This window comes from Brevibacterium sanguinis, from assembly GCF_003315415.1.
Lineage (GTDB): Bacteria > Actinomycetota > Actinomycetes > Actinomycetales > Brevibacteriaceae > Brevibacterium > Brevibacterium celere_A.
In genome coordinates this window covers 21,388-41,444 of record NZ_QNSB01000013.1, presented here as the reverse complement: position 1 = coordinate 41,444, position 20,057 = coordinate 21,388, and the positions used below count along the sequence as shown (strand labels likewise).

The window sequence follows — 20,057 nt, the reverse complement described above, 5'->3', positions numbered from 1 at the left end:
TCACTAACGTGAGCAGTCGGTGGCCCTGTCCGTTCGACCAGCGCCCCCGAGGTCCCGACGATGCCAGTCCCACTGCGAAGGAGCAGAAGCCGATGCCGACAGTCACCGTGCGCCACGTGGTCCACGAGCTCATGGCCTTCCACGGCATGACCTGCGTGTTCGGCAATCCCGGCTCCAACGAGCTGCCCTTTCTCAAGGACCTTCCCGCCCGCTACGTCCTCGCCCTCCACGAAGCCACCGCCGTGGCGATGGCCGACGGGTACTCCCAGATCACCGGACGACCGGCGCTCATCAACCTCCACGCCGCGTCCGGCACCGGCAATGGGCTCGGCGCGCTGACGAACTCGGTCATCTCCCGCTCCAAGCTCGTCATCACCGCCGGTCAGCAGGTCCGCGACATGGTCGGTCCCGAGGTCATGCTCGCCAATGTCAGGGCACCCGCCCTGGCCGAGCCCCTCGTCCACCTCTCCCTCGAGCCCCTGAGCGCCGGCGACGTCCCCCGCGCGTTCTCCCAGTCCGTGCTCGCCGCCGAGGACGGACCCGTCTACCTCTCCGTACCCTACGACGACTGGGACGCCGAGGTACCCGCGGCCCTGGTCGCCCAGCTCTCCCGGCGCGTCGTCTCCGGCCGAACCGTCGACCCGCAGGTCATCGCCGATCTCGGTGCGAGGCTGAGCGCGGCCGCAACACCTGCTCTCGTCCTCGGCCCCGACGTCGACGACGAGCGCGCCTGGGCGTCCTCGATCGCCCTCGCCGAGGCGCACGGACTCCCGGTCTGGGCCGCGCCGTCCCTCTCGCGCCTCCCGTTCCCCAACCGGCACCCGCTCTTCCAGGGAGTCCTGCCGGCGGGGATCGCGCCCATCGGCGACATCCTCGGCGCCCACGACCTCGTGCTCGTCATCGGCGCCCCCGTCTTCCGCTACCACCAGTGGGTTCCAGGTCAGTACCTGCCGGAGACCACTGAGCTCATCCAGATCGGCGATGACGTGCGGGCCGCGGTCCGCGCGCCCTTCGGCGACGCCCTCATCGCCGATCCCGTCGAGATCATCCGCGCCCTCGCCGAGGCGACGGCCGGTCCCGGTCGACCAGCGGGCGTCGGAGCGGGCAGTCCCCGGGAGGCAGGCAAGGACGAGACCGCGGCACCGCGCACGGCCATCCCGGCTCCGGCCGCCTCGGCGAGTGAGGGAGTGCTCCACCCGGAGGAGGTGTTCGCGGCCCTGCGCGAGACCATGCCGGGCGACACGCGGTTCGTCGTCGAGTCGACGTCGACGAACGCCGCCTTCTGGGCGCAGATGGACCTCACGCATCCGGGGTCCTACTTCTTCCCGGCCTCCGGCGGACTCGGCTGGGGACTGCCCGCCTCGCTGGGCGTGGCCCTGGCCGATCCGCGGCGGCCGGTCGTCGCGGTCATCGGCGACGGTTCCGCCCACTACTCGATCTCTGCGCTGCGCACCGCCGTGACCGAGGACATCCCCGTCATCGTCGTCCTCCTGCGCAACGGCACCTACGGCGCCCTCGACTGGTTCGCCGACATGCTCGGCGTCGACAAGGCCCCCGGCCTCGACCTCGGCGTCGTCGACTTCGTCTCCATCGCCCGCGGCTACGGGATGGAGGCCGCCCACGCCGCCTCGCCGGCGGAGCTCGCTGCCCTGCTCGCCGAGGCCAGCGCCCGCGCGGCCGATCACGGGCAGTCGACGTTCATCGAGGTCGACACGGAGAAGACCCGGCCCGAGAAGCCGCGCACCGACGGCGAGCCGGAAGCCGGCGCCGCCGAAGGCGACGAGGACCCGTCGACCGGTGCGAGGCCCGGGTCCCAGACTCGACCCCAGACAGAACAGTTCCCATCCGACGACGAACAGGGAGTACAGCGATGAGCACGAGCAGTTTCCTCGGCACCGACTGGCACGGACGCATCTTCACCGGCAGCTGGACGGCCGGTGCCGCGGCGACCTACGACGTGGTCGAACCGGCCACGGGTAGGACACTCGCCACCCTCGGCGCCGCCGATGCCGAGGACGTGAGGGATGCCGCGACCCGGGCCGCCGCCGCGCAGAGGGAATGGGCACGCACGGCCCCGGCCGACCGCGCCGCGGTGCTCCGGAAGGCCGGCGCCCTGTGGGCCGAGCACGCCGAGGAGATCGCGGACTGGATCGTCCGCGAAGCCGGCTCCATCCGCCCCAAGGCCGCCCTCGAGCTGGCCATGGCCGAGCAGATCTGCTTCGAATCCTCCGCCCTGCCCAGTCACCCCCAGGGGCAGGTGCTCACCTCGAACGAGCCGCGCTGGTCGTTCTCCCGCCGCGTTCCGGCCGGCGTCGTCTCCGTCATCGCCCCCTTCAACTTCCCCCTCATCCTCTCCATCCGCTCGGTCGCCCCGGCGCTGGCGCTCGGCAACGCCGTGCTGCTCAAGCCGGACCCGCGCACCGCGGTGTGCGGGGGAGTGACCCTGGCCCGGATCTTCGCCGAGGCGGGACTGCCCGAGGGACTCCTCCAGGTCCTGCCCGGCGGACTCGAGGTCGGTGAAGCCGTCGTCTCGGCACCCGAGGTCTCGGTCATCTCCTTCACCGGTTCGACCGCCGCGGGCCGGAAGGTCGGCGAGGCCGCCGGGCGACTCCTCAAGCGCGTGCACCTCGAACTCGGCGGGAACAACGCGCTCGTCGTCCTGCCCGGAGCCGATGTCGAGGCGGCCGCCTCGGCGGGAGCCTTCGGGTCCTGGATGCACCAGGGCCAGATCTGCATGACGACGGGACGCCACCTCGTCCACGACTCCATCCACGACGAGTACGTGAGTGCGCTCGCCGAGCGGGCGCGGCGGCTTCCCGTCGGCAACCCCGCCACCGATGACGTCGCGCTTGGTCCGATCATCGACGAGGCTCAGCGCACCCGGGTGCGCGACATCATCGACAAGGCGCAGGCCGACGGCGCCCGACTCGCTGCCGGAGGTGCCGGCGAGGGGGCGTTCGTCCCGCCCACCGTGCTCACCGACCTCTCGCCGTCGAACCCCGCCTGGACGCAGGAGATCTTCGGGCCCGTGGCCCCTGTGACCCGCTTCTCCACTCTCGCCGAGGCGGCGGAGACCGTCAATGCGAGCGAGTACGGTCTCTCGCTCGGCATCCTCGGCGATGTCGGCATGGCCCTGGAACTCGCGGACCTCGTCGACACCGGCAAGGTCCACATCAACGAGCAGACCGTCTCCGACGAGGCGAACGTGCCCTTCGGAGGCATGAAGGACTCCGGCAACGGCTCCCGCTTCGGCGGGGCCGAGGCCAACATCGAGGCCTTCACCGAGACCCAGTGGATCACGATGCGCTCACAGATCGCGCCGTACCCGTTCTGACCTTCACCCCCGACGACCCGTCGGCCGGGACCCCTCGGCCGACCCCGTGAACTGGAGACACCGATGTCCTCACCATCCCTTGACGCCGCACCGGACACCGCCCGGATGACCCGCTGGCCGGCGGTCCTGTGCTGGCTCGCCGTCGCCCTCGAGGGCTTCGACCTCGTCGTCCTCGGCGCCGTCATCCCGGAGCTGCTCGCCACCCGGGCGCTCGGATTCACCCCGGAGGCCGCGACGCTCGTCGCCACGATGAGCCTCGTCGGCGTCGGCCTCGGCGCGGCGGCCGTCGGCCCCATCGTCGACCGCTTCGGCCGCCGCTACTCGATCATCGCGTGCGTGCTCATCTTCAGCGTGTTCACGCTCCTCGTCGCCTTCGCCCCGAATGTCGCGCTGTTCACGACATTCCGCTTCATCGCCGGCCTCGCCCTCGGCGCAGTCATGCCCAGCTGCCTGGCCTACATCAGCGAGCACAACAGATCGGGCAAGACCGGGAAGGCCACGACGCTGACGATGACCGGCTACCACGCCGGAGCCGTGGCGATCTCGCTGCTCGCCGTCTTCTACTCGCACAACTGGCATCTGCTCTTCATCGCCGGCGGAGTCGCGGGTCTGCTCATGCTGCCGCTGCTGTGGTGGAAGCTGCCGGAATCCCAGGGGTTCCTCGCCGCGCGGGCGGCGAAGGACGCGGAGACCGCCGCGGTGGGGAATTCCGCCGGCACCGCCTCGGCGCGTGATTCCGCCTCGGCGAGGGAATCGGCCGGCTCGGCGGCTCCCGATGCCGTCGTCAACGACGCGCTCGCCGAGAAGACCGGAATGGCCGGACTGTTCGCGGGCCGGTACAAGCTCGTCACGATCGGCGTCTGGGTGGCGAGCTTCATGGGGCTGCTGCTCGTCTACGGCCTCAACACCTGGCTGCCGAAGATCATGGCCGATGCCGGCTACCCGGTCGCGGACTCGCTCGTCATGCTGTTCGTCATGAACGTCGGCGCGGTCGTCGGCCTCGTCATCGCCGGCTGGCTGGCCGACAAGCACGGGACGAAGCCGATCGTCCTCATGTGGTTCCTCCTGGCGGCGGTGTTCCTCGCTGCGCTGAGCATCCCGATGTCCGGCCAGAACCTCGTCAACATCGCCGTGTTCATCACCGGGGTGTTCGTGTTCTCGGCCCAAGTGCTCGTCTACGCCTTCGTCTCCGCGATCTACCCGGCCCAGGCGCGCGGCACCGCCCTGGGGATGGCCTCGGCGGTGGGCCGGATCGGCGCGATCGTCGGCCCCTTCATCACCGGCACCCTGGTCAGCGCGGGCATCGCCTACCCATGGGGCTTCTACCTCTTCGCCGTCGTCGCCGTCCTCGGGTTCGCCGCGATGTCGATCGTGCCCAAGAAGGTGTGACGCCATCAGGTGAGAGGCGCGATCGCCGGCTTCCATCGACATCCGTCAGCAGCAGAAATCTTGCGCCGGGAGCACGGAGTTTGCCGAGTCGTCGCCGCGATGTTCAGCGCGGTGGCCCTACTTAGCCACGTCGGCCCCAGCCAGAAGTGGGGCCGACGCGGCTAAGTGGTCCTCTCGGCGGAGCGACCGCCTTGGAGGGATGGGAACTCAGGCCTTGAGGTCGGCAGCAGGCTACCGCAGGCGTGTCAGTGATGAAGAGTTGAAGAATGGCCTTGTCGAGCGATTTGATTTGAACTGGATTGACGAACGAGTGGAGAAACATGGCGGCCTACTCAGTAATCTGAAGCCGTCGGCTCTTCTTGGTAGGTAAACAACGACTACGCAAGCGGACCACTTCGCCTCGCCGGCCCCAGTTGTGACTGGGGCGTGCGAGGCGAAGTGGTCCGCTCGTGGTTCAGCAGGCCGCGACCCGGGGCCGCGACCCGGAGGTCAGCCCTTGAGCTCTGCCGCCAGCTGATGGAAGTCGCGGCTGGGGTTGCCGAAGCGGTGCAGAGTCATCGACACCGCCTGCTCCTGCACGTAGTAGCGCAGCTCCACGCGGCCCGAGGAGGTGACCGGCTCATCGATGATCGCCACTTCGGGTCGTGGCGCCGAGGCGGCGAGCAGCTCAGGCTCGAGCGTGCCGAGCACGCGGATGCGGGCACCCACCGTGTCGTCGTACTGACCACGGGTGACCATGTCGGCGAACGACTCCGCGGACTCCGTGCGGGCGGCGACGCCACGAGCGTTCGCGACGGCCTTGCGCACCTCGGCGGAGGCCTCATCGGAGACGCTCAGCTGCACCGTCGAGGAGACGGTCGCAGCGGCATGGAGGGACCGCTCGAGGTCGAAGACCGTCGCGTCCTTCGACACCCGCAGGGTCACCGGGCGAGGCCGGTAGCGGAAGATGTTCGCCTCCGAGTCCAGCCCGCTCGGATCCTTCGCCACGCCGAATTCGGACGCGAACCAGCGCTTGTCATCGGCCTTCGCGAGCTCGAGGCTCTGCTCGGTGCCGGCGGCACCCGGCAGCGAAGCCGGATCGTCGGAGTAGTGGCCGAAGAGCATGAGGTAGTTCGGGCCGCCGGCCTTCGAGCCGAGACCGACGGACGACTGCTTCCAGCCGCCGAAGGACTGACGCTGGACGATGGCGCCGGTGATGCCGCGGTTGACGTAGGCGTTGCCGACCTCGACCCGGTCGAGCCAGGTGCGCACCTCCTCGGGGTCGAGGGAGTGGATGCCGCCCGTGAGACCGAAGTCCACGGCGTTCTCGAACTCGATCGCCTCGTCGAGGTCACGCGCATGCATGAGGCCGAGCACGGGACCGAACACCTCGGTGAGGTGGAAGAAGGAACCGGGCTTGACGCCGTCCTTGATTCCCGGGCTCCACAGTCGACCGGTGTCGTCGAGCTGCTTGGGCTCGAGCAGCCACGATTCGCCCGGCTCGAGGGTGGTCAGGGCGCGCTTGAGCTTGTCCGAGGGATCCTCGGTCAGCGGTCCCATCGTCGAGGACAGGTTCGAGGGCCAGTCGACGACCATCGACGAGGCGGCGTCGACGAGCTGCCGGCGGTAGCGCTCGGAGTCATAGGTCGATCCGACCATGATGCCCAGCGACGCGGCCGAGCACTTCTGGCCGGCATGCCCGAACGCCGAGTACACGAGGTCGGCGACGGCGAGGTCGCGGTCGGCGGCCGGGGTGATGATGAGGGCGTTCTTGCCCGAGGTCTCCGCATTGACCTGGAGTTCCGGACGGAACGACTTGAACAGTGCCGCGGTCTCCGAGGCACCCGTGAGGATGACGCGGTCGACGTCCGGGTGGGCGACGAGGTGCTGACCGAGCTCACGCTCGATCGGAGCGCACAGCTGCAGGACGTCCTTGGGCACTCCGGCTTCCCACAGGCAGTCGACGATGAGCGCCGAGCAGTACGGGGTCGGCTTGGAGGGCTTGTGGATGACGGCGGATCCGACCGCCAGGGCTGCGACGGTGCCGCCGGTCGGGATCGCGACGGGGAAGTTCCACGGCGGTGTGACGACGACCATCGTGTCCGGGTGGAACTCGGCACCCTCGAGCTTCTCGAGTTCGAGGGCGTGGAGCGCGTAGTAGCGGATGAAGTCGATCGCCTCGGAGATCTCCGGGTCCGACTGGGACGGCATCTTGCCGACCTCGGCGGCCTCGACGGCGATGAACTCACCGCGACGGGCCGCGAAGATCTCGGCCGCGCGGTGGAGGATCTCCCCACGACCCGCAGCGCCCAGTTCCCGCCAGGCCTCGGCGGCCTGGCGGCCCTTCGCGATCATCTCGTCGAGCTGCTCGGTCGACTCCACCCGCGGGGTGGAGGGACGGCCCTCGAGGTATCCGGGGGCGGTCGCCTCGGCGACGATCTCCTGCACCCACTTCTGGTTCGCGGGCAGGGACGGATCGGTGTCGGGCTCATTGGCGAACACGGTCTGCGGTTCGCCGGGGACGTACTCCGCGGAGCGGTCCTGTCGGCGGTTGGGCAGCGGCGGGGTGTCGCCCTCGGCGGCAAGCGTCTCCTCGAGCTGCTCGACCGAGGCGCGGAACCGTCCGGCCTCCCGTTCGAAGATCGGGTTGCCGTTGGCGAGCTCGAAGATGCCGGACATGAAGTTCTCGCTGGCAGAGTTCTCCTCGAGGCGTCGCACGAGGTAGGAGATCGCCACGTCGAACTCCTGCGGGCGGACCGCGGGGACGTAGAGGAGGAGATCGCCGACGTCGTCGGAGACGGCCGCGGCCTGCTCCGTGGCCATGCCCTGGAGCATCTCGAACTCGACCCGCTCGGTGACGCCGCGGTCGACGGACAGGTGGTGGGCGAAGGCGATGTCGAAGAGATTGTGCCCGGCCACGCCGATGCGCATCCCCTTCATCCGCTCGGGGGTGAACAGCCAGTGGATGACGCGCTTGTAGTTGGCGTCGGTGCTCTGCTTGGAGTCGCACGTGGTCACGGGCCAGCCGGCGATCTCGGCGTGGACGGTCTCCATCGCCAGGTTCGCGCCCTTGACCAGGCGCACCTTGATACCGGCTCCGCCGTTCTCGACCCGCTCGGCCGACCACTCGCTCAGGCGCTGGATCGCGCCGAGGGCGTCGGGCTGGTAGGCCTGGATGACGATGCCTGCCTCGAGGTCCTTGAACTCGGGCTCGGAGAGCAGTCGGGTGAAGACGGCGATCGACATCTCGAGATCGCGGTACTCCTCCATGTCCATGTTGATGAACTTGCTGCCTGCCGGGGCCTTGGCGGCCTGCTGGTAGAGCGGTCGCAGCCGCTTGATGACGTAGTCGACGGTGTCCTCGAAGGCCCACATCGACAGCTGGGAGGCGACCGACGAGACCTTGATGGAGACGTAGTCGACGTCGGGGCGGGCGAGCAGACGCATGGTCTCCTCGAGGTGGTGATCGGCCTCGGCCTCACCGAGGACAGCCTCGCCGAGGAGGTTGATGTTGAGGCGATGCCCGTCAGCGGTGAGTGCGGCGACGGTCTTTCCGAACTGCTTGTCGCGGGCGTCGACGACCATGTGGCCGACCATCTGACGCAGGCGGGCGCGAGCGGCGGGGACGACGACCTGCGGGGCGACCTTGGCCAGTGCGGCGCCGGCCTTGATCTGCGCGCGGTCGAGCATCGACATCGTCTCGGGAGCGAGCTTGCCGATCTCGGTCAGGGCGTCGGCGGCGGCGTGGACGTCATCGGTGCGCACGACACGGTCGACGAAGCCGACCGTGAAGTCGAGCCCGTTGGGATCGGAGAGGACGGCGGAGAGACGCTCGGCAGCGGGGTTCTTCGCCGTCGACTTGTCCGCGGCGACCCGCAGCCACTTGCGCACGGTGTCGATGGAACGCCGGGTCAGCTGGTCGAGATTCGATTCGGTCTGCAGCAACTGCTTCGTCCTTCACTTCCGGTGAGCCCGGGAAGCGGTGTGCTCCGGGGCTGATGATGCGGTCTTCATGACGTGTTTCCCGCGTCATCACTGACGATTCACGGGATCGTGAGACCAGTATGCGCTCGGCGTTCGGCGCCGGGAAGACTGTTGTCGGGTTCAACGGACAGTTTGAGTCAGAAGTCGTAGAATTGCGGCGTGTACACCCCTGAGATGCGCCGGCAGGCCGTGGCGAGAGTGACCGAATCCTCGATCGCCGAGGTGTCCGCCGAGCTGGGCGTGTCACCGTCGAGCCTGCGCCGCTGGGTCGCCCGCGCCGACCTCGACGACCGTCCTCGCAGCGGACGTCCGCCGATCCAGAGTACCGCGAATCAGGTCGTCGAGGCGCTGGTCGCGACGGCGGGCGCGCGGATCTCCGGCAGGGACTATTCGACCCGGGCCCTCGCCGAGGCGACGGGACTGAGTCAGAGCATCGTCTCCCGGGCGATGCGGGACATGACCGTGCCCCTCGCGGAACTCACCGGAGCGAGACGCGGGCACGGCCGACGCACCGGGGAGATCACGGTTGTCGCCGGGGGATTCCCGTTCATCGTGTTCGGATTCCGCGGACCAGGGGAGGCGACAGACCGGGGAGGTGGCGCCGAGAACCGCGACCGCGGGTCCGAATCCGCTGATGAGACCGTCCCCGCGAGTGACGATGCGGCCAGCGTGGGCGGGGGCTCGATCGGCGCGGACGGCGACGACGCGGTCCGCATGGGCGACGACGGCGCGGCCGGCGATGGTGCCCCCGAGGTTCCCGCTCGCCGTGTCCAGCGCAGGATCGCGGGGATCGTGGCCGCTCTCCGCTCGGCCGGAGTCCAGCATTGGGTCAAGCGCTTCGACAGCGAGCACAGGCAGACGGATCCGGGGGCGATGAGCGCACTGCTCCTTCGCCCGGCCGGGCCGGCCGAGGTGCGGGAGCGCTTCGTCGTCTTCGACCCATTGGGGGAGACCGCCGACCTGTCGATCAGGGCCGACGCCGAGATCCACCGTGAGTTCGGCGAGTTCCTCGACGCGCTCAAGCGTGCGCTCGCGCACTGCAATGACATTCCCGGCTCCCTGCTCGACCTCGTCGCGGCCCGGGTGCGGCACGGTTTCGAAGGAGTCATGTGGCAGGCCTCAGCTCAACGCAGATCACACGAAAGTTCCATCTCTTCTGACTCAATGGACATCTCGTCGTGGCTGCCGAAGACGACCCGATCGATCACGGAGCACCTCGCGATCGCCCTCCGCGAGGAGATCATCGACTCCGGCTACCAGCCGGGGGACAGGATCAACCCGCGTCTGCTCTCTCGTCGGATGGAGGTGCCTCGCTCCTCGGTGGATGCGGCGCTGCGGAGGATGGTCGACGACGAGCTGCTCGACGGCTCCCGGGGCGGGGCGCGGATCCCTCTCATCACGACCGTCGATGTGCTCGACCTCTACGCCGCCCGCGTCGCCGTCGGCGAAGTGCTGCTGCGGGCGTTGGCGATGCGCCCGAAGCGGTACTTCGTCCCGGTGCAGTTGGCGCTGCGACAGGTGGAGGCATCGGCGGCGACGAAGAGCGGCATCGACGTCGAGAACGCGGACCTCCACTTCCAGCAGGAACTCGCCCGAGCCTCGGGGCTGCGGCAGAGCGCTCGGGCATTCGAATCGCTGACCCTGCGCCTGCGGCTCTTCATCTCCGTCCTCCAGCTCGACTACTCTCCGGCCGGCGAGCGGATCCTCGTCGACGACCGGGCGATCTTCTCCGCACTCGTGAGCGGAGACGCCGAGAGCGCGATCGACACCTGGCGGGGCAAGGTCGACAACGCGGTGCGCCACATGGCCGGTCTGCTCTCCCGCAGGCGCTTCGATCAGGACCTGTGGGCCCAGCTCACCCGTCGTTTCGACTCAGGGCGAGCGGGCCGTCCCCGAGGCTGATCCCCGACCGCGCTCGTTCCCGCCACGCACCGCGGCCGAGGATCAGGGCGCAGAGTGAGGAGGGAGGCGAGCGCCGCGTGAGGGACGGAGCAGAGCACCGGACGATGACTCGGGTCAGTGCTCTGCACGAGGAGTCGCCCCGAGGCGCGATTGGTATATCTTGGGGTGAGGTTCGAGCCGAGTGACAGCAGGGCGCTGCCGGTGAACCGAGAGGGATGGGCGCAGGCGTGGAGACATTGGTTGTGGGAGTGGCCGGCGGCACCGGCAGCGGGAAGACGACGCTGACCCGGGCGCTGCTCGAGAGGTGCGAGGGCCCACCCTCGGTGCTCTACCACGACAACTACTACCATCGGCAGGACGAGCTCACCTATGCGGAGCGGGAGAAGGTCAACTACGACGACCTCGACGCCTTCGACAACGATCTCTTCGTCGAACACCTGCGGACCCTGCGCACCGGCGCTGCGGTCGAGAGCCCTGTGTACGACTTCTCGATCCACAACCGCAGCGACGAGACGACGACGGTCGAACCCGCCTCGGTGGTCATCGTCGAAGGGATCCTCATCTTCGCGGAACCGCGGATCTGCGCTCTCCTCGACATCAAGCTGTTCGTCGACACGGACGCCGACGTGCGGCTGCTGCGGAGGATCAAGCGTGACGTCGTCGACCGGGGACGGACCCTGCAGTCGGTCGAGGAGCAGTACCTGGGCACGGTCAAGCCGATGCACGAGCTCTACGTCGAGCCCTCGAAGCGCAATGCCGACATCATCATCCCCGAGGGCGGCCACAACATCGTCGCGATGGACATGATCCTCGGCCACATCCGGGCCGGGATGTCGTCGGGGAACCGCTGAGGTGGATCCCGTCGAGGAGGATCCCGTCGACCGTCTGGAATTGCCGCATGTCGCACCTTGCTGACCTGATCCGCGCCTCCCGTCCCGAGTGGTCGATCCCTGATGAGCTCGACGCCGCATGGGCATGGATGGAGCATGAGGGGTTCGGACGCGAAACGGCCGCCGGCTACGTGCTGACTCCGTATCCCGGGGAGCGCCAGCTCGGCCCGGTCTTCGCCGCCGACCTCACGCTCGGCGGCTGGCTCGAGCCCGACGATCCGCGCGCCGACGACCTTCTGCCGATCGCGGAGATCTCCGGCAGCGGCGGACTCGCCGCCCTTTGGCGTGACCCAGCCGGCGTGGTGCGCGTCGTCGCCTTCGACGGCGACGGGGAGCCCGGCATCCTCGCCGATTCGCCGACCGACTTCCTCGCCCTTCTCGCGATCGGCTACGACGAGCTCACTCGGTTCTCGCTCGGCGCTCCACCGAGCGAACAGGAGGCGGTCGAGGCGATCGCCCCGTTCCGCGCCTTCGTCGCCGGCTGCGGCATTGCAGTCCCCGACGACTGGGCCGCCCCGACGGCTGACGCGTTCACGGTCTGGCTGAGCACTCCTCCGGAAGCCGGAGACGAACCCGCGATCGACTACCCGTGCACCGGCATCGCGTTCGCTGTGCTCGATCTGCTCGGCTCGCCCGACGGTCCGGACCTCGCCGCCCGCTTCTCCGCTCTCACCGGAGTGCCGGTGTCGCCGAACCTGGAATCCGGCCAGGCCGCGCTCCGGGACGCGGGGATCTTCGTCTTCCTCACCTACGGTGTTCTCCACACCGTGTCGTTCAATCTGGAGCCTCACCGACCATACGCGCACCCCGACCGCCTCATCGCCGGGCTCAGTTCCACGACCGGCAAGGCCGAGCTGCGCTCCTGGCTCGGCAAGCCCACGAGCCGGCGTGCCGCCACTCTCAGGTACGAGTGGGGTGACCGGTCACTGTCCGCCGACTTCCAGCATGAGGAGATCGCTCGCATCACGCTCGACTCCCCTCCGCCGACCCCGCCGGCGGTCGACGACGAATCGGTCTTCACCGGCGCGGCGATCGACCTGCTCCGCATGCTCGGTGAACCCGACTCCGCCGACCTCGCGTCCCGGCTCGGTGCCGTGCTGGGCGTCGATCTCGGCGAGACCGTCAGGAAGTCATCGCGAAGGCTGCGCGGCGTCGGCGTCGAGGTGGACATCGGCAAGAAGGGCCTCCGCACTGTGTGGGCGAAGGCAGAGTCGTTCCCCGGAACGCTCATCGACGGAATCGACACCAGCACGACGAAGGCTCAGGCCCGTGCCCTGTTGGGGTCCCCGGAGGCCGAAGGCGAGACCCACCTCAGGTACTTCGTGGTCGGTCGCTTCCTCCACCTCGGATTCGACGACGGCCAGTTCAGTCAGGTCACGCTCATGCACAGCCGTCCATAGCGGATCGACCCGCCCTGTCCTCGCCGCGGCGGTGCGGACGCCGGTGCGTGCAGTCCGGAGCCCGCAGGCTGGAGCCGAGTGCCTGATCTGACACACGTTCGTCACCAACAGGATGCTCGACGAGGGAAGAATCCGGCTCATGAACACCTACCCGAGCCGACCCCCATCCGACGACCCGGGGGAGCGGCACCTGCGGCCGCCCGTGCACCCGCCTCAACCGAGTCGGCACGCTTCGGAGCCCGGACGGGAGCTGCGGTTGGCCGCCCGATGTCTCCCGCTGGTCACTCTCGCGATCTGGGTGACGATGATCTGGATTCCGGTCCTCGACAGCGGAGAGACGTCTGGTGGGCCCTCCCTGCGGATCGTCTGCACCTCGATCGGCTGTCGACCGGTCGAGCCGACTGCTCCCGATCCCGAAGTCATCGCCGTCTGGGTGCTCCTGCTGCTCAGCGCCCTCACCGCATGGATGCTGCGGTCGCTGAGACTGTGGTCGGTGGTCGCTGTCATCGTCGGGCTCGCGCTGCTGGTGATCCTGGCCCTGATGGTCGCCGATCCGCCCATGACGATCTGGGACGGCGTCGACTCGCAGGGGAGACCCACCGGCGGGATGGTGGTGGGCCTCCCAGCGCCCGGCGCCGTGCTCTGGGTGGTGGGCAGCCTCGGTCTCTGTGCCGCTGGGGTCTGCGGCTTCAGCGGAGAACTGCGGCGGACTGCCGTTGGAACACCTTCCGACCGGCGAACCAAGTCTGATCCACCTGCACATCCGCGAGGTCGTTCGGCTCGATCGTGAAGGGATCTCGGTCGAGGACGGCGAAGTCGGCGGACTTGCCCACGGTCAGCGATCCGCACTCGGCACCCAGACCCATCGATGTCGCCGCATTCAGGGTGAACACCCTGATCGCCTCGTCCAGGGTGATGGCCTGCTCCGACCACAGCGTGCCCGGGTAGCGGCCGCTGGGATCCTGCCGGGTGACCAGGCCCTCGATGCCCTCCCACGGGTTCGGGGTCGGCGAGACGGGCCAGTCGGAGCCCCCGGCGACGATGGCACCGGCCTCGAGCTGGCTGCGCACCGGCTGCATCCTCTCCGCCCTCTCGGGTGGCAGCACCAGCTTGATCGCCTCGGCGATCGGTCCCGGCGTCCAGATGAAGGGTGAGATGTCGGCATCGACGCCGAGCTGGGCGAAGCGCGGAATGTCGGAGTCGAGGACGAACTGACCGTGGGCCACCTGGTACCTGGTCCTGGTGAGGCCCTCGGCCCGCAGCGCCTCGACCGCGTCCAGCACGGCATGCACCGAGGCGTCGCCGGTGCAGTGGATCTTCGCCGACAGCCCCGCCACAGCGGTCCGACGCAGCCACGTCAGGAGCTCGTCGGGGTCGAGCAGGGTCGCACCGCAGTGATGAGCGGCATGGAGATCGTCGGGCAGGTACGGTTCGACGAAGGCTCCGGTCCGGGTGGGAGGCACTCCGTCGAGGAAGATCTTGACGAAGTCGGGGCGGTGGTGCGCGGACCGGAACCGCTCGCCCTCGAAGACGAGGGCGTCGCCGACGGGGTCGACGCCGAAGATCTCGTCGTTGACGAGCATCGAGGACACGACCCACGCGTGCAGCTCACCTTTGGTGTCGAGGGCGTGCAGCGCTCGCATGACCTGGGTCGAGACCCCGGCATCCTGGAACGCGGTGATCCCATACGAGTGGAGGATCCCGATCGCGTGCTGCGAGGCCGCCTGCTCCTCGGCGGGACTGAGCGTGACCGCCTCGGCGGCCGCCCGGGACACGGGAAGGCCCTCGGCCTCGAACAGGACGCCGGTGGGGTTGCCGGTGACGCCGGCGGCGGCCATCGCCGCCGAGTTCGCCCACCGGTTGTGATGGGCGTCGTCGCTGAGCACGACGGGATGGTCGCCGGAGACCGCGTCGAGCCTCGCCAGTGCCGCAGGAGTGTTCACCTGGTCGAGGACGTCGGAGGCCCAGGGCGAGCCGATCACCCAGCCATCGGGCTCCACCTCGCCGGAGCCCTCCGTGTCCCTGATGCGGTCGGCGACGGCGGCGAGGATCCCGTCGAGGTCGGCCCCGATCGGGATGGCCAGCTCGAAGAGGGCCTCACGGCCCGAGATGAAGTGATGGTTGTGGACGTCGACGAGGCCCGGCAGGACGAAGGCCCCGCCGAGGTCGATGACCTCTGCGTCCGCGCGTGCGGTGGCGAGCACCTCGGCGTCGGAGCCGACGGCGGTGATCCGGCCATCCTCGACGGCGATGGCCTCGGCCCAGGGGGAGTCGGCATCGACGGTGTGGATGCGGCCGCCGCGGAAGATGGTCTGCACGAGTGGGTCTCCTTCGGATCGGACGGGCTGTGGGTGGGACTGGGTCAGTTCGCGGTGGGGTCGACCTGCTCGAGATCGTCGGCGAGTGCGGCGTGGACGGCCGGCCTCTTCGCCTTGAGATAGGTGCCGTAGCCGAGCCCCCCGATCGCGGTGACCACGAGCAGCCAGGGCAGCAGCCGGACCGCCAGGGCGTCGGAGCCGGCGACGATCTCGAAGTTGGCGATCGCGAGGACGACGATCGTGCCGAGGAGCCCGAAGCTGACCAGGGGAGCGATGAACGTCGACCAGACGCGCCGTGAGCGGGCGCGCCGGAAGTGGACGAAGATCGCCAGCGCGGCCAGGGTCTGGAGCACGATGATCGACAGGGTGCCGAAGCCGAGCATCGGCGGCAGGAGGGTGACCATCGGGTTGCCGCCGCTGAGCATGAACAGGAAGGCGACGATCGCGGCGAATCCCGCCTGCACGAGGCCCGCGACGACCGGGGCGCCGGTCGACCCGGTCCGTGCGAGCACATGGGGCAGGACGCGGGCCCGGCCGAGGGCGAAGAGGTAGCGTGCCGCGGAGTTGTGGAAGGCGAGCATCGCCGCGAACAGGCTGACCAGCAGCAGGATGAGCATGACGGTGAGGAACGGGGCGCCCACGTATTCGGCGGCGAGGCTGAAGACCAGATCGCCCGCGGCCAGGTGCTCGAGCGCGACTCCCTGGGTCCGGGCCACGCCGATCGCGGAGACGACGGCCCAGCTCGTCAGTCCGAGGACGAGCCCGATCGCGATGATCGCGGCATAGGTGGCGCGCGGGATCGTCCTGTGCGGCTGCTTGGCCTCCTCGCCGAACAGGGCGGTGGCCTCGAAGCCGAGGAATCCGGTGGCGGCGATGAGCAGGCCGATGGGGAACGATCCGGCGAAGACGGCCTCGGGGCTGAAGGCCGAGATGTCGAATCCCGTCCTGATGAGCACCGCGACATCGAAGACGACGAGCAGGGCGACCTCGAGGACCAGAGCGACGCCGAGGATCTTCGAGGAGAAGTCGATGCCCCGTCGGGCCATGAGGAAGGAGGCGATGATCGAGGCCAGTCCCCAGACGTACCAGTGGACGTCGAGACCGGTGAGATCGGCGATGACGGTCTGCATGAAGAACCCGCTCGTGCCGATCGTGCCGACGACGAAGAAGTTGTAGCCGATGGTGGCGATGAGGCCCGCGATGAGCCCGCCGGTGCGGCCCAGGCCCTTGACGACGAATGCGTAGAAGCCGCCTGCGTTGACGAGTTCCCTGCTCATCTGCGCATAGCCGACGGAGAAGAGCAGGAGGATGAGCGCCATGATGAGGAACGAAGCGGCGGCCCCACCGCCGTTGCCCAGCGCCATCGCCAGAGCCGCGACGACGACGATGCCGGTCAGCGGGGCCACGGCGGCGAGGACGAGGAAGACGATGCCCGCGACGCCGAGGGCGTTCTTCTTCAGCGCGGTGTGCACTCCGGTCTGCGGGGAGTTGCTCATGTCAGCTCCATTCCTTGTCCGCGCCCGGTGCGGTCGCGGCGGGAGTGCCGGTGGTGGGCGCGGAGTCGGCCTCTCCCGCCGGGCGGCGGGTGAGGAAGGCGGCTCCCGCGGTGGCGGCCAGGAGGGCCGCGAAGGAGAAGAGGATCATGGCCGTGAATCCCGGTCCCGCGATGAGGGCGCCGGCGATGATGGGACCGAGCGCGAACCCGCCGCCGATCATGAGGTTGACGGTGTTCATCGTCTGCGGTCCGCCGCCGAGGGCCGAGATGCTGCTGATGAGATAGGGCAGGACGAAGGTCCAGCCGAACTTGAACAGGATCGCGGCGATCGCGAAGCGCAGCAGGGCGGGCCCGCCGAGGAGGACGAGGACGGAGACGGCGAGGACGGCGAATCCGGAGAGCAGGTACGCCCGCCGGCGCGGGCTGTCGCCGAGGATCGTCGCCAGGAGCGCCGAGGCGATTCCCGCGATCGTCGCGATCATGAGCACGATGCTCGTCGCGCTCTCCGAGTTCCCCGCCGCCGTCGACAGCTGACCCATGAACGACCACACCCCCGACAGCGCGATGTAGAAGAACACGATCGAGGCGAGTCCCGCGACGAAGGCCGGGATCCGGGCCGTGGCCAGGGTGGAGCGTCCGGAGGTGAGCCTGCCGGGCTTCGCCGCACCCGCCTCGGCGAGGTCGATGCCCTTGACGAGGGGGACGAAGAAGAGGCAGACGACGGACAGCCCGGCCAGCGTCCAGTACATCGCGGACACGTCTGCGTTCGCGTAGAGGCTGGGGAAGACCGCGAGGATGAGCGCGCCCATGACGAGCTGGCAGACGACGAAGAGCCCGAAGGCCCGCCCGGGGTTGGCGGTCTTCGGTCCAAGGGCCAGGAGCACCACGGTGATCGAACCGGCGGCCAGGGAGGTGATGATGCGCACGACGAGGAGCACCTCGAACGTGGGGACGAAGCCGGAGACGAGGTTGCCGAGGATGACGACGACGGTGCAGAAGCCGACGGACCGCACGAGCGGCACCCGGCTCAGCCACAGATACGCGGGCACGGTCGCGAGGCTGAAGGCGCCGAGCTCGCAGGAGAAGAGCAGGCCGACCTGAGTGGGGTCGAGCTGGTACTTCGCGGTCAGCGGGAACGCGATGACCGGGGCGACGAGCAGGACGGTGTAGAGGACGGCGGAGAAGACGGAGGTGAAGAGGTAGATGCGCCGTGAGAGCCTGTCAGGCGGGGCGGTGTCGGCGTGCATGGTCGTGACCTTTCGACGGTGAACGGTGCAGTGACGGTGTGCGGTGCGGCAGAAGACTGGTTCCGAGCCTAGACGCCGGGCTGTGGCCGGGGCTTGACCACGAGCGCACACAGGTGGTCTCTGCGTGTCGGAAGCCACTCGGCCGCCCTGGACTCGGCGCGTTCGGCCGAGAATGGAGGAAGTCGACAGGGAGGTCACCCATGGAGTCCGAGACCGGACGCACAGCGAGCAGAGTCGTCGTCATCACCGGAGGCGGGACGGGAATCGGCGCGGCCACCGCCGAGCGGTACGCGCAGGAGGGGGAGACGGTCGTCATCCTCGGGCGGCGTGCGGCGCCGCTGGCCGCCGTCGCCGAGGGGATCGGCGCAGTCCCGATCGTCGCCGACGTCTCCGATCGGGAATCGTCCGAGGCCGCCGTCGCCGAGGTGGTCGAGCGCTTCGGACGCGTCGACGTCCTCGTCGCGAACGCCGGCGGGCACGGATTCTCGGCCGTCGGGGACACCGACGACCGGACGTGGGCGGACGCGTGGCAGGGCAATGTCACGACCGCGTTCGTCATCGCGCGGGCAGCACTGCCCCAGCTCGAGCGGACCGGCGGACAGATCGTCATCGTGTCCTCCCTGGCGGGCCTCTTCGCAGGCCCGTCCGTGGCCGGGTACACCGTGGGCAAGCACGCCCTCATCGGTCTCACCCGGTCCCTGGCCAGGGATTACTCGCGCCGCGGGATCAGGGTCAACGCCGTGTGCCCCGGCTGGGTGCGGACCCCGATGGCCGACGAGGAGATGGACGAGTTCGCCGTGCACGCCGAGGGCGTGTCGTCCCGGGAGGAGGCCTATGCGACGATCACGAAGGACGTTCCCCTGCAGCGGCCGGCCGACCCGGCGGAGATCGCGTCGGTGATCCGCTTCCTCGGCTCCCACGACTCGTCCTACATCACGGGCGCGGTGATCGTCGCCGACGGCGGCGCGCACATCGTCGACCTGCCCACCCTCGGCTTCGAGGCCGCCGGGATGTAGGCGCCGATGGCTCGGGTGGCCGGGCTCCGAGTCAGTCCGACGAGGTCGTCACTCCGACAGCTGGTGGCGCAGCTCGCTCGGGGACCGGCCGAAGTGCGCCTTGAACACGCGGCTGAAGTGCGCCGGGTCGGAGAACCCCCACTGCGCGGCGATGCCGGCGATCGTCCGATGCGCGAGCGCGGGATTGAGGATCTGCGACCGGCACTTCTCCAGCCGCCGCTCCTTGATCAGCGCCGCGACGGTGGTGCCGGTGTCGCTGAAGAGCGAGTGGAGGTGCCTTGTCGACATGAAGTGCGCCGCGGCGATCGATCCTGGGGTGAGGTCGGCGCCGAGGTTCTCGTCGATGTAGCGGTAGACCTCCTCGAGCTGCGTCTGCCTGGGATCGTGCGCCTGCGTCCTGACGTCGAGGACGGTGGACAGCAGCGCCGAGAGCAGGTCGAGGCCGCTCTGTGCCACCTGCGCCCTGGCATGCAGCGGCAGGGAGGTGATCGTGGCAGGCACTTGGGCGAGGAAGTTCGACACCATCGGCCCCAGGGCGCAGTCGGCGCCGAGGGAGACTGCGGTGAGCTCCTCGACGATCGTCGCGGGCAGGCCCAGCCTGTCCTTGGGGAACATCATGACGAGATTGCTCACCGTCTCCTCGAACATCAGCGAGTACGGCCGTGAGGTGTCGTAGAGCGCGAGATCGCCCGGGCGGATCACCGTCTCCCGACCGTCCTGGATGAGGATGCCGTTGCCGTCCACGAGCAGGTTGAGCTTGAAGAATCCGCTGCCGCCCGCCGCGATCGTCCCCGGAGTCCGCTCGACGAGGTGGGGCTTCGTCTGCAGGTGGGTGAAGACGGCCTTGTCGGCGCCGACGGTGTGGACCAGGGCGTCGAAGGGATTCCTCGAGTCCCCGCTGACGACCAGGGGGACGAACGACTGGGAGACGATGTCGCGGAACTCGGGGATCGACTCCGCGCGGCTGCGGATGTCACCCGGGACGGCCGCCGGTGCCGCGTCCGCCGGTGCCGCGGGCGCCGGAGTCGGGGATGTCGGTGCCACGGGTGTCGCGGCGGTCACTGCATTCGACATGATGCCTCCTTGCATCCACGCCTGAGTGG

General features: G+C 69.2%; 13 protein-coding genes. 7 read left to right on the top strand and 6 right to left on the bottom strand.

The features are described from left to right. Nucleotides 1–92 precede the first annotated feature (92 nt). The 3 genes from mdlC (at nt 93) to DFO65_RS15030 (ending at nt 4,723) form a co-directional block, all read left to right on the top strand. On the top strand, nt 93–1,874 hold the full coding sequence (gene mdlC / locus DFO65_RS15040; RefSeq protein ID WP_113905270.1) for a benzoylformate decarboxylase: 1,782 nt from the start codon (nt 93–95) through the stop codon (nt 1,872–1,874). Next, complete coding sequence (locus tag DFO65_RS15035) at nt 1,871–3,334, top strand: aldehyde dehydrogenase family protein (RefSeq protein ID WP_113905269.1); 1,464 nt, start codon at nt 1,871–1,873, stop codon at nt 3,332–3,334. The genes mdlC and DFO65_RS15035 overlap by 4 nt, the downstream gene beginning before the upstream one ends. Nucleotides 3,335–3,397: 63 nt before the next feature. Beyond that, nucleotides 3,398–4,723, top strand: a complete 1,326-nt coding sequence (locus DFO65_RS15030; RefSeq protein ID WP_113905268.1) for an MFS transporter — start codon at nt 3,398–3,400, stop codon at nt 4,721–4,723. A 489-nt stretch (nt 4,724–5,212) separates the two neighbouring features. Here DFO65_RS15030 and DFO65_RS15025 read toward each other — a convergent pair whose 3' ends face one another. Continuing rightward, nucleotides 5,213–8,647 (bottom strand): proline dehydrogenase family protein, encoded by a 3,435-nt coding sequence (locus DFO65_RS15025; RefSeq protein ID WP_113905267.1) that lies wholly within the window; start codon nt 8,645–8,647, stop codon nt 5,213–5,215. Between the two features lie 198 nt (nt 8,648–8,845). On the opposite strand from DFO65_RS15025, the gene DFO65_RS15020 reads away from it, so the two are divergent. The 3 genes from DFO65_RS15020 to DFO65_RS15010 all read left to right on the top strand — a co-directional run bounded on the left by DFO65_RS15020 (nt 8,846) and on the right by DFO65_RS15010 (nt 12,878). Beyond that, nucleotides 8,846–10,588: a transposase gene (locus tag DFO65_RS15020; RefSeq protein ID WP_113905266.1), complete on the top strand. Its 1,743-nt coding sequence runs from the start codon at nt 8,846–8,848 to the stop codon at nt 10,586–10,588. Between the two features lie 227 nt (nt 10,589–10,815). Continuing rightward, entirely contained in the window at nt 10,816–11,439 is a 624-nt protein-coding gene (gene udk / locus DFO65_RS15015) for a uridine kinase (RefSeq protein ID WP_428844232.1), read from the top strand. 47 nt (nt 11,440–11,486) lie between these two features. After that, nucleotides 11,487–12,878 (top strand): hypothetical protein, encoded by a 1,392-nt coding sequence (locus DFO65_RS15010; RefSeq protein ID WP_113905264.1) that lies wholly within the window; start codon nt 11,487–11,489, stop codon nt 12,876–12,878. 213 nt (nt 12,879–13,091) lie between these two features. Here the strand turns inward: DFO65_RS15010 and DFO65_RS15005 are convergent, their stop codons facing one another. The 4 genes from DFO65_RS15005 to DFO65_RS14990 all read right to left on the bottom strand — a co-directional run bounded on the left by DFO65_RS15005 (nt 13,092) and on the right by DFO65_RS14990 (nt 17,938). Continuing rightward, nucleotides 13,092–13,478, bottom strand: a complete 387-nt coding sequence (locus tag DFO65_RS15005; RefSeq protein WP_113905263.1) for a hypothetical protein — start codon at nt 13,476–13,478, stop codon at nt 13,092–13,094. Between the two features lie 89 nt (nt 13,479–13,567). Beyond that, entirely contained in the window at nt 13,568–15,196 is a 1,629-nt protein-coding gene (locus DFO65_RS15000) for an amidohydrolase (protein WP_113905262.1), read from the bottom strand. Nucleotides 15,197–15,240: 44 nt separating this feature from the next. Beyond that, a complete protein-coding gene (locus DFO65_RS14995) occupies nt 15,241–16,692 on the bottom strand; it encodes an APC family permease (RefSeq protein ID WP_113905261.1) in 1,452 nt (483 codons plus the stop codon). A gap of 1 nt (nt 16,693) precedes the next feature. Further along, nucleotides 16,694–17,938 carry an MFS transporter gene (locus DFO65_RS14990; protein WP_113905260.1) on the bottom strand — a complete coding sequence of 415 codons (1,245 nt, stop codon included), beginning with the start codon at nt 17,936–17,938 and terminating at the stop codon, nt 16,694–16,696. Between the two features lie 200 nt (nt 17,939–18,138). On the opposite strand from DFO65_RS14990, the gene DFO65_RS14985 reads away from it, so the two are divergent. After that, nucleotides 18,139–18,954, top strand: a complete 816-nt coding sequence (locus DFO65_RS14985) for an SDR family NAD(P)-dependent oxidoreductase (protein ID WP_113905259.1) — start codon at nt 18,139–18,141, stop codon at nt 18,952–18,954. Between the two features lie 48 nt (nt 18,955–19,002). On the opposite strand, the gene DFO65_RS14980 is transcribed toward DFO65_RS14985, so the two are convergent. Next, entirely contained in the window at nt 19,003–20,028 is a 1,026-nt protein-coding gene (locus tag DFO65_RS14980; RefSeq protein ID WP_113905258.1) for an AraC-like ligand-binding domain-containing protein, read from the bottom strand. Nucleotides 20,029–20,057 lie beyond the last annotated feature (29 nt).